This window comes from Streptomyces sp. NPDC031210 (assembly GCF_055570395.1).
Genome location: NZ_JBVIHH010000007.1, coordinates 275,549 through 287,007, shown reverse-complemented (window position 1 = coordinate 287,007; position 11,459 = coordinate 275,549). Strand labels below are relative to the sequence as shown.

Here is an 11,459-nt window from a genome sequence, read left to right as displayed (position 1 = left end):
GTATGGGAGCTGTTCCCTCCCCCTCCGCCCCCCCCCCCCCCCCCCCCCCCCATCCCCCCCCCCCCCCCCCCCCCCCCCCCCCCCCCCCCCCCCCCCCCCCCCCCCCCCCCCGCCGCCGTACGCGGTGAGATCCTCAGCCGCCGAACTCCTCCAGGCCCTTGAGCGCCTGGTCCAGCAGCGCCTTGCGGCCCTCCAGCTCACGCCCGAGCTTGTCGGCCCGGGCGTTGTTACCCGCCGACCGGGCCGTCTCGATCTGCTTCTCCAGCTTGTCGACGGCGTCCTGGAGCTGACCGGTCAGCCCCGCGGCACGCGCCCGCGCCTCGGGGTTCGTCCGCCGCCACTCGGCCTCCTCGGCCTCCTGGATGGCGCGCTCCACCGCGTGCATCCGGCCCTCGATCTTCGGGCGGGCGTCCCGTGGAACGTGGCCGATGGCCTCCCACCGCTCATTGATGGAGCGGAACGCGGCCCGCGCCGCCTTCAGGTCGGAGACGGGCAGCAGCTTCTCGGCCTCGGTGACCAGCTCCTCCTTGCGGGTGAGATTCTCCCGCTGCTCGGCGTCACGCTCCGCGAAGACCTCGCCGCGCGCCTGGAAGAAGACGTCCTGGGCGCCGCGGAAACGGTTCCACAGGTCGTCCTCGTGCTCGCGCTGGGCGCGGCCCGCGGCCTTCCACTCCGTCATCAGCTCGCGGTAGCGGGCCGCCGTCGCGCCCCAGTCCGTCGACTTCGACAGCGCCTCGGCCTCGGCGACCAGCTTCTCCTTCGCCTTGCGGGACTCCTCGCGCTGCGCGTCCAGCGACGCGAAGTGCGCCTTGCGCCGCTTGGAGAACGCCGAGCGGGCGTGCGAGAAGCGGTGCCACAGCTCGTCGTCGGCCTTGCGGTCCAGGCGCGGCAGGGCCTTCCAGATGTCGACCAGGGCACGCAGTCGCTCACCGGCCGCCCGCCACTGCTCGCTCGCCGCCAGTTCCTCGGCCTCGGCGACCAGCTTCTCCTTGGCCTGCCGGGCCTCGTCGCTCTGCTTGGCCTTCTGCGCCTTGCGCTCCTCGCGGCGCGCCTCGACCGTGGTGACGAGCTGGTCCAGCCGCTTGCGCAGTGCCTCCAGGTCGCCTACCGCGTGGTGCTCGTCGACCTGCTGCCGAAGATGACCGATCGCGGTCATCGCGTCCTTCGCCGACAGGTCGGTGGTCTTGACCCGTCGTTCGAGGAGGCCGATCTCGACGACCAGGCCCTCATACTTGCGCTCGAAGTAGGCGAGGGCCTCCTCCGGAGATCCCGCCTGCCACGATCCGACGACCTTCTCGCCCTCGGCGGTACGCACGTACACGGTCCCCGTCTCATCGACGCGGCCCCATGGGTCGCTGCTCACAGCGCCTCCTCCACATGATGCCGACGAGGGCGTGCGGCCCCCCGGCATCGTCCACAGTTTCTGTCCGGCAGAGCCGCGCCCTGGCCGGTCCGACGGGCTGTCTTGCGGTGCGGGTGGCAGCCGTCGGAGCAGGCACCCTACACAACGCCAATCTAGGCGACCGGCGGTCGGCTGTCCGCATCCAGCACGACCGAATTCGGTGGACCGCCCGCGGGAACGGCGAGGTCCCGCCCCTCTTGGTCAGCTTTTCGTGACGGCCGCCTTGTTGATGACGACGGTGGCGTTGGGCACCGTGTTCTCCGTCGCCGGGTCGACGGTCGAACCGGCCTGGGCGATCTTCCGCAGGACTTCCATACCGCCCGTGATCGTTCCGAACGGTGTGTAGTTGGGCGGCAGTTGGCTGTCCTGGTAGACGAGGAAGAACTGGCTGCCGCCGGAGTCGCGGGTCTTCTCGTCCGTGCCGTTGTAGGTGTTGGCCATCGCGACCGTGCCCGCCGGGTAGACGCCGCCCTTCAGGCGCGGGTCCTTGAGGTTCTCGTCCGGGAGGGTGTAGCCGGGGGTGCCCCGGCCGGTGCCGGTCGGGTCGCCGCACTGCAGGACGTAGATGCTCTGGTCGACCAGCCGGTGGCACCTGCTGTGGTCGAAATAGCCCTGCCCGGCGAGGAAGGCGAAGGAGTTCACGGTGTGCGGCGCCTTGCCCGCGTCCAGCTTCAGTTCGACCGCGCCGCAGGTCGTGTTCAGCTTCACGGCGTAGGAGGCGGAGGTGTCGACCTTCATCGCCGGCTCCTTCTTCCACGTCTTCTTCGACGGGGAGCCCTTGGCGGGCTTGCCGCACGGGTCCGGTGCCCTGCTCGCCGACGGGTCCGCCGCCCGCGCGTCGTCCGCGCCGCCGCCCGCCAGCCCCGCCGAGGCGTAGGCGGCGGCGCCCGCGGCCAGCACGACGGCCAGCATCGAGGCGATGATCACCTTCTGGCGTTTGGCCTTGCGCACGGCCGCGGACCGCCGCTGCTGCTGACGCTCGTACTTCTCCCGGGCGAGCTGCCGCCGCCGCTGATCGCTGCTGACCACCGGTCGTCTCCTTGTCCTGAGCCGTGATCGCTCTCGTCTGCCGTGGCCGTACCGTATACGGGTTCGCGGCGGTGGGAGTCGCGCCGGTAGGCTCTGGAGCTGCCGAGATGTTCGGGCGCGGTCCCCGCGGACCGGCGCCTCCACCGACCTTTAAGGACGAACGTGCTGATTGCCGGGTTCCCCGCCGGGGCCTGGGGGACCAACTGCTACTTGGTCGCCCCCGCCGCCGGCGAGGAGTGCGTCATCATCGACCCGGGCCACGAAGCGGCCCAGGGAGTCGAGGACGCGGTCGCGAAGCATCGGCTCAAGCCCGTCGCGGTCATCCTCACCCACGGCCACCTCGACCACGTCGCCTCGGTCGTCCCGGTGTGCGGGGCGCACGACGTCCCCGCCTGGATCCACCCCGAGGACCGCTACATGATGAGCGACCCGGAGAAGGCCCTCGGCCGCTCCATCGGTCAGCAGCTCATGGGCGAACTCACCGTGGGGGAGCCGGACGACGTCAAGGAGTTGACCGACGGCAGCGCCCTGGAACTCGCCGGGATGGAATTCTCCGTCGCGCACGCCCCGGGCCATACCAAGGGGTCGGTGACCTTCCGGATGCCCGAGGCCGCGGACATCCCGCCGGTCTTCTTCTCGGGCGACCTGCTGTTCGCCGGCTCCATCGGACGCACCGACCTGCCGGGCGGTGACCACGCCGAGATCCTGCGGTCGCTGGCGCGCGTGTGCCTGCCGCTGGAGGACCCGACCGTCGTCCTGTCCGGCCACGGCCCCCAGACCACCATCGGCCGCGAGCGCGCCACGAACCCGTATCTGCGGGAAGTGGCCGCCGGCCAGGGAGCGGCTCCCGCTCCTCGACGAGGAATGTGACGACAGACTCCGTGAGCACCTTTCAGGCACCCAAGGGCACGTACGACCTGCTCCCGCCCAGTTCGGCGACCTACCTCGCGGTGCGCGAGGCGATCTCCGCGCCGCTGAAGAACTCCGGCTACGGCTACATCGAGACGCCCGGCTTCGAGAACGTCGAGCTGTTCTCGCGCGGCGTCGGTGAGTCGACCGACATCGTGACCAAGGAGATGTACGCCTTCGAGACCAAGGGCGGCGACCAGCTCGCGCTGCGCCCCGAGGGCACCGCGTCGGTGCTCCGCGCGGCGCTGGAGGCCAACCTCCACAAGGGCGGCAACCTCCCCGTCAAGCTCTGGTACTCCGGCTCCTACTACCGCTACGAGCGTCCGCAGAAGGGCCGGTACCGTCACTTCTCCCAGGTCGGCGCCGAAGCGATCGGCACCGAGGACCCCGCGCTCGACGCCGAGCTGATCATCCTCGCCGACCAGGCGTACCGCTCGCTGGGACTGCGCGAGTTCCGCATCCTGCTCAACTCCCTGGGCGACAAGGAGTGCCGCCCGGTCTACCGCACCGCGCTGCAGGACTTCCTGCGCGGGCTGGAGCTGGACGAGGACACCCGGCGCCGGATCGACATCAACCCGCTGCGGGTGCTGGACGACAAGCGTGAGGCCGTCCAGCGGCAGCTCGTCGGAGCCCCGTCGCTGCGCGACTACCTCTGCGAAGCCTGCAAGACCTACCACGAGCAGGTCCGGGAGCTGCTGACCGCGGCGGGCGTGGCCTTCGAGGACGACGAGAAGCTGGTGCGCGGGCTGGACTACTACACCCGCACCACCTTCGAGTTCGTCCACGACGGGCTCGGCTCGCAGTCCGCGGTGGGCGGCGGCGGCCGCTACGACGGCCTGTCCGAGATGATCGGCGGCCCCTCGCTGCCGTCCGTCGGCTGGGCGCTCGGCGTGGACCGTACGGTGCTGGCGCTGGAGGCGGAGGGCATCACACTGGACATCCCCGCCGCCACCTCCGTGTACGCCGTTCCGCTGGGCGAGGAGGCCCGCCGCGTCCTGTTCGCCGCGGTCACCGAGCTGCGCAGGGCCGGCATCGCGGCCGACTTCGCGTACGGCGGCAGGGGCCTGAAGGGCGCCATGAAGAACGCCAACCGCTCGGGCGCGCGGCTGGCCCTCGTGGCGGGCGAGCGGGACCTCGCCGAGGGCGTCGTGCAGCTCAAGGACCTGGAGAGCGGCGAGCAGACGCCCGTCGCGCTGGACGCGGTGGTCGAGGAGATCCGGCGCACGCTGGGCTGAGGCCGCGCGGCGGGCCGGGGAAGCGGCGGGCCGTGGAAAGGGATCGAACGGAGTAGGGGCCTGGACGGGGGTTGACCGTCCGGGCCCCTCGCGTCAACACAGGCCGTGCGGATCCGGTCCCTTACGCGCAGCGAACGGTGGGCCGTCGTGGAGTTGAGGCAGAATGAAGACGCGACCGCGGCCCCCGCGGTCCGCTTGGCCAGCCTCATTCCCCGACGGATCGACGGAACGGCGATATGACGACGACAGCGCTTGACGACGTGTCCACCGACGACGATCAGGGGAGCGGCGCGGCCACCATCGGATCCGGTCGCGCCTTCGCTCTGCTCCTGGTGATCACCGGCGCCCTGGGGACCCTGGCCGCCTGGGTCATCACCATGGACAAGTTCGAGCTGCTGAAGGACCCGAACTTCAAGCCGGCCTGCAGCCTCAACCCCATCATTTCCTGCACCAATGTCATGAACAGTTGGCAGGCGGACGTGTTCGGCTTCCCGAACCCGGTCGCCGGACTGGTCGCCTTCGGCGCGGTCGTCGCGATCGGCATGGCCCTGCTGGCGGGCGCCCGCTTCCGCCGCTGGTACTGGATCGGGCTGAACGTCGGCACCCTGCTCGGCGCGGTGTTCTGCATGTGGCTCATGAGCCAGTCGCTGTACAGCATCCACGCACTGTGCCTGTGGTGCACGCTGACCTGGTGCGTCACGATCCTGATGTTCTGGTACACCACCGTGCACAACCTCAAGCACGGCATCATCCCGGCCCCCGAGGGGCTGCGCCGGACGGTGCTGGAATTCCACTGGGTCGTGCCGGTGCTCTGGTACGGCGCGATCGCGCTGCTGATCCTCACCAACTTCTGGTCGTACTGGAGCACCCTGATCTAGCGCTCCCGGCGTTCCGGCGTCCCACGCCCCTGGTCACCACGGTGGCCGGGGGCGTTGTCAGTGGCGTGGCATAGGCTCGTGAGCGTGGAGCCCGACCTGTTCACCGCCGCTGCCGAAGACCGCCAGGAGAAGGACCCCGCGGGGTCTCCCCTCGCCGTGCGGATGCGCCCGCGCACCCTTGACGAGGTCGTGGGGCAGCAGCATCTGCTCAAGCCCGGCTCGCCGCTGCGCCGCCTGGTCGGTGAGGGCGGCGGCGGCCCCGCCGGGCCGTCCTCCGTCTTCCTGTGGGGGCCGCCCGGCACCGGTAAGACGACCCTGGCCTATGTCGTCAGCCAGGCCACGAACAAGCGCTTCGTCGAGCTCTCCGCGATCACCGCGGGCGTCAAGGAGGTCCGAGCGGTCATCGACGGTGCCCGGCGCGCCTCGGGTGGCTACGGCAAGGACACCGTCCTCTTCCTCGACGAGATCCACCGCTTCAGCAAGGCCCAGCAGGACTCGCTGCTGCCGGCCGTGGAGAACCGCTGGGTCACCCTGATCGCCGCGACGACCGAGAACCCGTATTTCTCGGTGATCTCCCCGCTGCTGTCGCGCTCACTGCTGCTGACACTCGAACCACTCACCGACGAGGACCTGCGCGCTCTGGTCCGCCGCGCGCTGACCGACGCGCGCGGCCTCGCCGGCGCGGTCACGCTGCCCGAGGACACCGAGGCCCATCTGCTGCGGATCGCGGGGGGTGACGCCCGGCGCGCGCTGACGGCGCTGGAGGCCGGGGCGGGAGCGGCGCTGGACAAGGGCGAGAAGGAGATCACCCTCCAGACGATGGAGGAGTCCGTCAACCGCGCGGCGGTCAGCTACGACCGGGACGGCGACCAGCACTACGACGTCGCCAGCGCCCTGATCAAGTCCATCCGAGGTTCAGACGCCGACGCCGCCCTGCACTACCTCGCCCGCATGATCGACGCGGGGGAGGACCCGCGCTTCATCGCCCGGCGGCTGATGATCTCGGCGAGCGAGGACATCGGCCTGGCCGATCCCACCGCGCTCCAGACGGCGGTCGCCGCCGCCCAGGCCGTGGCGCTGATCGGCTTCCCGGAAGCCCGGATCATCCTCAGCCAGGCCACCCTCGCGCTCGCCCTGGCGCCCAAGTCGAACGCCGCGTATCTGGCCATCGACGCCGCGCTGGCCGACGTCCGGGCGGGACGGACCGGCGCGGTGCCGCCCCATCTGCGCGACAGCCACTACAAGGGCGCCCAGAAGCTCGGCCACGGCAAGGGCTACCAGTATCCGCACGACCTGCCGGGCGGCATCGCGGCGCAGCAGTACGCGCCGGACGAGGTGCACGGCAGGCGCTATTACTCCCCGACCCGGCACGGCGCCGAGGCGCGCTACGCCGAGGTCGTCGACCGGGTCCGGGCTCGGCTGCGCGGCGAGGCGGGCGAGAGCGGCGAGTGAGGGGCGCGCGTAGCGGCGCCGCGGTGCCCCGAAGCGGTGCCCCGTCGCGTCGATCCGCCGCGTCAGCCGTGCCCGGCGGGAGTGTCGCTCCCAGGGGTCACCGCGCGGCGGCCTCGAAGAGCGTGTGCATCGCGCGGCGCAGCTCCGTCACGTCTCGTACCGGCTCGGGGAAGTCGAAGCGGGCGTCGAAGGTCCGCTGCGCGGCGTCGGTGAAGCGCACGCGCAGGCCGAAGCGGTCCAGACCCAGGGGCACGGCCCGGTCGTGCGCCCCGCAGACCGGCGCCCGGTCGCCCAGCAGCGCGCACAGGCCGCGCACCTGGTCGTGGTGGGCCGCGTGGAGATGCTGCAACAGCTCCGCCTCGTGGGCCACCAGCGGGTCGGGACGGGCCGCGGCGAACTCGTCGGGTTCGAAGGGCTCGGCGCCCCACAGGTCGTCCACCGCGCCCTCACCGACCTCCAGGCGCAGCATCATCCAGGCGGTCCGCCCGTAGAGCCCCGGGGCCGGCTGCGGGTGCAGCGCCTCCCCGATGCCGAGCAGCTCGCCCACGGGGTGCCGCTCGGCGAGGAGCATGGCGGCCTCGGCGCGCGCCTCGTTGCGTACGGGGGTCAGCCAGCCGGCGATCCAGGCCCGTCCGCGGATGCGATGGGGCACGGAAACGGGCGCGACGTCCGTGATCTCCATCACTGCCGTCAGATCGTCGTCCTGGGCGTGTGCGGCGGCCCGAGCCGCCGCACAGTCGCCGGGGACCAGCAACAGCACGTCTCCCTCGGGTGTCACGGTCCGGCAGACGGGAGCGCTGAGACCGCTCTCGTCCGGCTCCTCGACGCCGGGGACACTCAAAGACGCCATACCATGGGACTCGACGAGGGTCCGTACGCGCTCGGCGGCAGTGGGCTGCTGGGCGTCTTCCACGGGACGCGGCTGACCCGCCTCGGTGCTCTGGGCACTGGGCAGGGGGATCCCAGGTCGAAACATGCGTTCTCCTCGCGGTAAGGTAAGCCTCACCTAACTTACACGGAGGTCCGTTCCACGTGAACCAGTCGCGTCCCAAGGTCAAGAAGTCGCGCGCTCTCGGCATCGCCCTGACGCCGAAGGCCGTCAAGTACTTCGAGGCCCGTCCCTACCCGCCCGGCGAGCACGGCCGTGGCCGCAAGCAGAGCAGTGACTACAAGGTCCGTCTGCTGGAGAAGCAGCGTCTGCGCGCGCAGTACGACATCAGCGAGCGCCAGATGGCGCGTGCCTACGACCGCGCTCGGAAGGTCGAAGGCAAGACCGGCGAAGCGCTGATCATCGAGCTTGAGCGCCGTCTGGACGCGCTCGTCCTGCGGTCGGGCATCGCCCGCACCATCTACCAGGCGCGCCAGATGGTCGTCCACGGCCACATCTCGGTCAACGACCGCAAGGTCGACAAGCCGTCCTTCCGCGTCCGCCCCGGCGACGTCGTGATGGTCCGCGAGCGCAGCCGCGAGAAGCACCCCTTCCAGGTCGCGCGTGAGGGTGGCTACGCCCCCGACGGCGAGACCCCGCGCTACCTCGAGGTCAACCTCCAGGCTCTGGCGTTCCGTCTCGACCGGGACCCGAACCGCAAGGAGATCCCGGTGATCTGCGACGAGCAGCTCGTCGTCGAGTACTACGCCCGCTAAGGCAGTACTCCGCCCGCCGAGGCAGGCGCAGCCGCTCCGCCGAGCGGCTTTCAACCCGCCGTCTCCCCACCGCCCGCGGAAGCGGAAGGGGAGGCGGCGGGTTCGTTCGTGGCGGGCGCCGCACGGCGCCCGCCACGGCGCTGTTCCGGGACCTCGTCGGCGCTCCCCAGGATCCGGGCCACCGTCGCCGGCAGATCCAGCCGGCCGCCCGCCCGCAGGCAGTCCTCGTAGCGCTCGGCTCCCAGCCGCGCCCGCGCCCGCTCCTCGCACAGCGCGTGCGGCCGGCTGTAGTGGCGCGAGCCGAACAGCGGCAGCCCCACCGACGGCCAGATCCGGCCCGCGGCGCCCTGGAGCACGGCGGCCTCCTCCGCGTCGCCCTCGCCGACCGTCACCAGCGCCAGCAGTTCGATCGCCAGCACCGCGCCCAGCAGATCGTGGAAGGTGTTCTCGATCGCCAGCGACTCCTCCAGCAGCGCCCGGGCCCGCCCGCCGTCGCCGCGCGTCCACGCCGCGTAGGCCAGCACGAACTGCGCGTACGCCAGCGTCCAGCGCTCTCCGTGGTCCCCGCACACCCGCCGCACGTCCTCGCACAGGCGCACCGCGCCCTCCAGCTCCCCCTGGAAGGCCACCGCCATCGCCAGCTCCACCTGCCCCATCAGCACCGTGCTGTTGAACTCCCCGATCTCGCGGTAGCGCTTCAGTGCGCCGCGCAGCAGCGTCTCGGCGCGCGGCGCGTCGTCGCAGACCAGCGCCAGGCAGCCGGTGCGGTGCAGGGCGTACGCGGCCGCCGTGGCGTTGTCCGTACGCTCGGCCTCCTCCAGGCATTCGCGCAGCGCCCCCGTCGCGGAGACGGTGTCCCCCTGGAGCGCCGCGACATGGCCCATCACCCACAGGGCTTTCAGCCGCGCGCCGTCGTGGCCACCTTCCAGCTCCAGGGCCCGGCCCAGCCAGTGCCGGCCCTCCGACAGGTGGCCGCAGCCCACCCAGTAGAACCACAGGGTGCCCGCCAGATACTGGCCCAGGTGCACCTCGTGCCCGCTGTCCAGGCTCCGCTCCAGGGCGACGCGCAGATTGGGCAGCTCCGCCTCGATACGGGCCGCGACCTCCGCCTGCCGCGGGCCGAACCAGTCCAGCTCGCACCAGGTGGCCAGGCCCAGATACCAGTCGCGGTGCCGGCGCCGCAGCCGGTCGCCGTCCGCCGTCGCCTCCAGCCAGCCCGCGCCGTAGGCCCGTACGGTGCCCGGCATCCCGTAGCGCACCCCCGCCGCCGTGTCCTCGCGCACCAGCACCGACTGGGTGACCAACGCGGCGACCACGTCCAGGAGTTCTGCGGCCGGCAGGTCCGGGCCGGAGCAGACGTATTCGGCCGCCTCCAGGTCGAACTGCCCCGCGAAGACCGACAGCCGCGCCCACAGCAGCCGCTCCCGGGGCGTGCACAGCTCATGACTCCAGCCGATCGCCGTCCGCAGGGCGCGGTGCCGCGGCAGGGCGTCGCGGGTGTTGCCGGTCAGCAGATGGAAAGGGTCGTCGAGCCGGTCCAGCAGTTGTTCCACCGACAGCGCGCGCAGCTTGCCGGCGGCGAGCTCCAGGGCGAGCGGAACGTGGTCCAGGCGGCGGCACAGTTCGGTCACGGCCGCCTCGTCGGCCGGCCCGACGCGGAAGCCGGCGACGACGGACGCCGCGCGGTCGGCGAACAGACCGACCGCGTCGGTGGCGCGCATCGCGGCCAGCGGCAGGTTGCGTTCCCCCGCGATCCCCAGCGGCCGGCGGCCCGCGGCGATCACCCGCAGCCGGGGAGCGCGGCGCAGCAGTTCCGTGACCAGATCGGCGCACTCGGCCACCAGGTGCTCGTAGCCGTCCACCACCAGGAGGACTTCGCGGTCCGCGAGATGGGCGGCCAGGGCGGCGCGCGGCGGCCGGCGGGAGCGGTCGGGCGGCAGGAGCGCCTCGGTGAAGGCGTGCTCCAGGGAGCCGCGGTCGCCCGCCGAGGCCAGCTCGACCAGCCACGCCCCGTCGCAGAAGCGATCCTGCAAGATCGTCGCGCAGTGCCGGGCGAGCCGCGACGTGCCGATGCCGCCGAGACCGGTGAGGGAGACGAGCCGGTCGGATGCCAGCTTCCGGGTCAGCGTGGCCAGTTCGTCCTCGCGGCCGACGAAAAGGTCGAGGTCCGCGGGCAGATTTCCCGGCGTCCGCGGACGCGCCGCGGAGTGCCGGAAGGACAGAACGGGGCGCGAGAGGCGTCGCATGGCAAACGGAGCGTACTCGCGGGGATGCGCACCGTACAATCACGCCTTCCAATCCCACCCCGGGCTCGTGGGAACGGGGTACGGACGGACAGTCACGGCGCGATAAGGTCAAGGTTGCCGTTCGAGCAGGACGAGACCAGACCAAACCAGTCGGAGAGTGGTGCCAACGTGTCCGGTGGAGAGGTGGCCGGGATCCTCGTGGCCGTCTTCTGGGCGATCCTCGTGTCGTTCCTCGCCCTTGTGCTGGTGAGGCTCGCGCAGACGCTCAAGGCGACCACCAAGATGGTCGCCGAGGTGTCCGATCAGGCCGTCCCGCTCCTCGCCGACGCGTCCGCGACCGTCCGCTCCGCGCACACCCAGCTCGCCCGGGTCGACGCCATCGCCGCCGACGTCCAAGAAGTCACCGCCAACGCCTCCGCGCTCTCCTCGACCGTCTCCACCGCCTTCGGCGGGCCGCTGGTCAAGGTCGCGGCGTTCGGCTACGGCGTGCGCCGCGCGATCGGCAAGAAAGGCGCACCCGAGCCGAAGCGCACCGTCGTCGGCCGTACCCTGCCCGGGGGCCGCCGCGGGGGGGGCCGCAAACGTCGCTCCCAAGACTGATCACCGGGAGGTTTCGCCTGGTATTCTGGTTTCCCCCCGGTGACGCCCCCCGCGTTTGGGGCAC

General features: G+C 71.8%; 10 protein-coding genes. 6 read left to right on the top strand and 4 right to left on the bottom strand.

What is annotated here, in order from left to right; all coding sequences use genetic code 11:
* Positions 1 to 133 precede the first annotated feature (133 nt).
* Together ACZ45Z_RS15965 and ACZ45Z_RS15960 are read right to left on the bottom strand one after the other, a co-directional pair.
* Positions 134 to 1,363, bottom strand: coding sequence for a DUF349 domain-containing protein (locus ACZ45Z_RS15965; RefSeq protein ID WP_468362252.1), 1,230 nt, complete (start codon positions 1,361 to 1,363; stop codon positions 134 to 136).
* A gap of 240 nt (positions 1,364 to 1,603) precedes the next feature.
* The gene (locus tag ACZ45Z_RS15960; RefSeq protein ID WP_468362250.1) at positions 1,604 to 2,431 is read right to left on the bottom strand and encodes a peptidylprolyl isomerase; all 828 of its coding nucleotides are present in this window, start codon (positions 2,429 to 2,431) and stop codon (positions 1,604 to 1,606) included.
* A 162-nt stretch (positions 2,432 to 2,593) separates the two neighbouring features.
* Here ACZ45Z_RS15960 and ACZ45Z_RS15955 point away from each other — a divergent pair, with 162 nt between their 5' ends.
* The 4 genes from ACZ45Z_RS15955 to ACZ45Z_RS15940 all read left to right on the top strand — a co-directional run bounded on the left by ACZ45Z_RS15955 (position 2,594) and on the right by ACZ45Z_RS15940 (position 6,905).
* Positions 2,594 to 3,301 (top strand): MBL fold metallo-hydrolase, encoded by a 708-nt coding sequence (locus ACZ45Z_RS15955; protein ID WP_468362248.1) that lies wholly within the window; start codon positions 2,594 to 2,596, stop codon positions 3,299 to 3,301.
* A gap of 11 nt (positions 3,302 to 3,312) precedes the next feature.
* Positions 3,313 to 4,575, top strand: coding sequence for a histidine--tRNA ligase (gene hisS / locus ACZ45Z_RS15950; protein WP_468362246.1), 1,263 nt, complete (start codon positions 3,313 to 3,315; stop codon positions 4,573 to 4,575).
* A gap of 236 nt (positions 4,576 to 4,811) precedes the next feature.
* Complete coding sequence (locus ACZ45Z_RS15945; RefSeq protein ID WP_468362244.1) at positions 4,812 to 5,453, top strand: vitamin K epoxide reductase family protein; 642 nt, start codon at positions 4,812 to 4,814, stop codon at positions 5,451 to 5,453.
* A gap of 84 nt (positions 5,454 to 5,537) precedes the next feature.
* Complete coding sequence (locus ACZ45Z_RS15940) at positions 5,538 to 6,905, top strand: replication-associated recombination protein A (RefSeq protein WP_468362242.1); 1,368 nt, start codon at positions 5,538 to 5,540, stop codon at positions 6,903 to 6,905.
* A gap of 97 nt (positions 6,906 to 7,002) precedes the next feature.
* Here the strand turns inward: ACZ45Z_RS15940 and ACZ45Z_RS15935 are convergent, their stop codons facing one another.
* A complete protein-coding gene (locus ACZ45Z_RS15935; RefSeq protein ID WP_468362240.1) occupies positions 7,003 to 7,755 on the bottom strand; it encodes a DUF2470 domain-containing protein in 753 nt (250 codons plus the stop codon).
* 182 nt (positions 7,756 to 7,937) lie between these two features.
* Here ACZ45Z_RS15935 and rpsD point away from each other — a divergent pair, with 182 nt between their 5' ends.
* The gene (gene rpsD, locus ACZ45Z_RS15930; protein ID WP_086718482.1) at positions 7,938 to 8,549 is read left to right on the top strand and encodes a 30S ribosomal protein S4; all 612 of its coding nucleotides are present in this window, start codon (positions 7,938 to 7,940) and stop codon (positions 8,547 to 8,549) included.
* Positions 8,550 to 8,599: 50 nt separating this feature from the next.
* Here the strand turns inward: rpsD and ACZ45Z_RS15925 are convergent, their stop codons facing one another.
* A complete protein-coding gene (locus ACZ45Z_RS15925; RefSeq protein WP_468362238.1) occupies positions 8,600 to 10,795 on the bottom strand; it encodes an ATP-binding protein in 2,196 nt (731 codons plus the stop codon).
* Positions 10,796 to 10,963: 168 nt separating this feature from the next.
* On the opposite strand from ACZ45Z_RS15925, the gene ACZ45Z_RS15920 reads away from it, so the two are divergent.
* A complete protein-coding gene (locus ACZ45Z_RS15920) occupies positions 10,964 to 11,395 on the top strand; it encodes a DUF948 domain-containing protein (protein ID WP_468362236.1) in 432 nt (143 codons plus the stop codon).
* The last annotated feature ends 64 nt before the right edge of the window (positions 11,396 to 11,459 follow it).

Bases quoted from the DNA above. Each gene is read 5' to 3' on its own strand.
- ACZ45Z_RS15945 (WP_468362244.1), top strand. From the start codon at position 4,812: ATGACGACGACAGCGCTTGACGACGTGTCCACCGACGACGATCAGGGG.
- ACZ45Z_RS15935 (WP_468362240.1), bottom strand. From the start codon at position 7,755: ATGGCGTCTTTGAGTGTCCCCGGCGTCGAGGAGCCGGACGAGAGCGGT.
- ACZ45Z_RS15925 (WP_468362238.1), bottom strand. From the start codon at position 10,795: ATGCGACGCCTCTCGCGCCCCGTTCTGTCCTTCCGGCACTCCGCGGCG.